This is a genomic window from Paracoccus sanguinis, assembly GCF_900106665.1.
GTDB lineage: Bacteria > Pseudomonadota > Alphaproteobacteria > Rhodobacterales > Rhodobacteraceae > Paracoccus > Paracoccus panacisoli.
In genome coordinates this window covers 1-1,265 of the sequence record NZ_FNNA01000021.1, presented here as the reverse complement: position 1 = coordinate 1,265, position 1,265 = coordinate 1, and the positions used below count along the sequence as shown (strand labels likewise).

Sequence of the window (1,265 nt, the reverse complement as noted above, 5' to 3'; positions counted from 1 at the left end):
GGCACCAGCGAGATGCGCCGCTCCGACCCGAGCGCTTCGAGCCCCTGATTGATCCCGCCGATGAAGCCGTTGATGCGCGAGACCACGCCGTTCAGCATCGCCTCGACGCCATCGACCAGGCTGTTGGCCGCCTGGAACGCCAGATCGCCGATGGCGGCGGGCAGCAGGCCCCAGATCGCCTTGATCGCCTCGTAGGCACCCTCGAAGGTGTTCGCGGCCGTATTCCCGAAACCGACGACGCTCTCGTTGGCGCTCTGCATGCCCGAGGCGGCGTCCGCCTTCAGGTCGAAGAACATCGCCGTTGCCGCGGCCCCGGCCGCTGCGGCGCCCATGCGGATCCGCTCCCAGACCTCGACGGCGAGGTCTTTCAGCAGCGACATCGCCTCGCCAAAGCCGCCCGCACCGGAGACGAGGCGGGTGAACTGGTAGACCAGCTCGCCCGCGCCGACGATGAGCGCCCCGAGCCCGGTGCGGATCAGCGCGCCGCGCAGGACGACCAGCGCCGTAGCGAGGCCACGGACCGAGAGCGCGGCGGCGACCATGCCGGCGACCCAGCGGCCCGCGAGGAAGGCCGCGAAGGTGGCGGCATAGGTGGTCAGGCGACCGATGTTGTCGAAGAGACCGCGGATCGCGATGCCAAGCGGGCCAGTGCGGCTGGCCACCGCCGCCATGGCGTCGGCGACGGCTTCCAGTGCCGGGGCTGCGGCGACGGCCAGCTGATTCGAGAGCCCGCGCCAGATCAGACCGAGCCGGGAGATGGCATCGTTCGTGCGCTCGATCTGGTCGGCGTCCTGCTCCGAGACCACGACCCCGAAGGCGAGGACGTCCTCGGTCGCCTGGCGCAGGGTCGCCGTGTCGATCCGGCTCATCGCGATGGAGCCTTCCTCGCCGAAGAGCTGGCCCGCGACGGCCGCGCGCTCCGCAGCCGGCACGAACTCCTCGATGGCGGCATTGATTGCGCCGACGCGTTGGTCGAGCGGCAGGCCGATCAGCTCATTGGCCGAGAGCCCCAGCCGGTCCAGTGCCTCTGCAGCAGGGCCGGTTCCGGCGGCCGCCTGGCTGAGACGGCGCGTCAGGTCCTTGATCGCCTGCTCGATGCCGGACATCGACACGCCCGCCAGTTCGCCCGCGCGTTCCAGCGTCTGGATCGACGCGACCGTGGTGCCGAGCGACTGCGCAAGCTTGGCCTGCGCGTCGACCGTCTGCAGCCCGGACCGGATCATCGCCACGCCAGCGGCAGCGGCCGCTGCCACGGCGGCGGCGGC

General features: G+C 71.4%; 1 pseudogene. It reads right to left on the bottom strand.

The window, feature by feature from the left end:
- A pseudogene (locus tag BLW17_RS17240) lies at nt 1-1,265 on the bottom strand (phage tail tape measure protein); the annotation flags it as partial.